The following is a 1,452-nucleotide window of genomic DNA, read 5'->3' on the forward strand; positions in this document are numbered from 1 at the left end:
ACGACCGATTCGGGACACCCTACGCCTACGCCCGAGTTCGGACTTGAGCAACAGGCGCGGCTGGATTACGCGTATCAGGCTATCGGCAAGGTCGCGAGCGTCTCAAAGCAGCTGGTTTTCGAGGCGTATAAAAAAGAGCCCGCGCACAGCTATTTTATGGGCTGCTCAAACGGCGGGCGCTCGGCTCTGATGGCGGCGCAGAGGTATCCGCTGGAATTTGACGGCGTGATCGCAGCAAATCCTGGCTTTAGGCTTTCGCGCGCGGCGATCGCGGAGCAGTGGGACAATAAGCATCTTATGAATATCGCGCCTAAAAATGCCGCTGGAGAGAAAATTTTTGCAAACGCCCTTACGCAGGAGGATTTGGATAAGCTAAGCAGGGCGGTTCTGGACAAATGCGATGCGCTAGACGGGCTAAAAGACGGAATCATCGGCGCTTGGGAGCGTTGCGAGTTCGATCCCAGCGGACTTGATCTAGCTAAAGAAAAAATTTCTGTGATAAAGGCGATATTTGAGGGCGCAAAAAACAGCAGGGGCGAGCAAATTTACAGCGGCTGGTTTTACGATGCCGGGATAAATCAGCCCGGCTGGCGCATGTGGAAGCTGGGCGACTCGCAAAGCGCCGAGCCTAATGCCAGAAATATCGTACTCTCAAAGGGTTCGATGAATTATTATTTCTTGACGCCGCCGCAGCCTGATTTTGATCTGATGAGCTTTGATTTCGATAAAGACGTGCAGCGAACATTCGAAACCGCGGCGATAAACGATGCGATTTCGACCAAGCTAGATAGCTTCCGCGCTAACGGCGGTAAGCTCATCATCGTAACGGGCGTTTCCGATCCCGTATTTTCGGCGATGGATCAGCGCGATTGGTTTAAAAAGCTAGTGGAAACGAACGCGAATGCGGACGAATTTGCGCGATTTTTTGCATTGCCTGGGATGAATCACTGCGGCGGCGGTAACGGCATCGATGACGTCGATCCGCTAAGCGCGCTTGAAGCGTGGCGCGAGCAGGGAACGGCTCCATCTAGTCTGCTAGGCAAAAGCACGAGTCGCGCGGGCAAGCAGATCCCGATTTGCGCGTATCCTAAAGTGGCTACCTACGTAGGCGGCGACGAAAATAACGCGAGTAGCTTTGAGTGCAGATAAAATTTATTTAAAGGAGTAAAGATGAGAGGCAAAATTTTAATCGCGGCCTTTGCGGCGGCGCTTTTGTGCGGCTGCGCGGCGTATGATATAAAGCCAGGCAAGGATACGAGTGCAATGGATAAGAGGAGCGAAGGCGCGGCTGCGGATTGCGGCACGAGCGAGGGCGTCTGCAAGGTGCCTGCCGTGCAGATGCCGATGGTAGGCGGCGGCACGGATGAGTACGGCTGCTTGGTCGCCGCAGGGCAGAGCTTTTCAAAGATCAAGAATGGCTGCGTGCAGGTTTTTGACGTCGCGGACGTGAGG

At 54.2% G+C, this 1,452-nt stretch carries 1 protein-coding gene and 1 pseudogene; both read left to right on the forward strand.

Annotated elements, in window-relative coordinates; genetic code table 11:
- Nucleotides 1-1,149: tannase/feruloyl esterase family alpha/beta hydrolase (locus Q0238_RS03225; protein WP_297942877.1), on the forward strand; the 1,149-nt coding region annotated here is incomplete at its 5' end.
- Nucleotides 1,150-1,170: 21 nt separating this feature from the next.
- Nucleotides 1,171-1,452 (forward strand): annotated as a pseudogene (locus Q0238_RS03230) (hypothetical protein); the annotation flags it as partial.

It is taken from the genome of uncultured Campylobacter sp., from assembly GCF_938045775.1.
Taxonomy (GTDB): Bacteria; Campylobacterota; Campylobacteria; order Campylobacterales; family Campylobacteraceae; genus Campylobacter_B.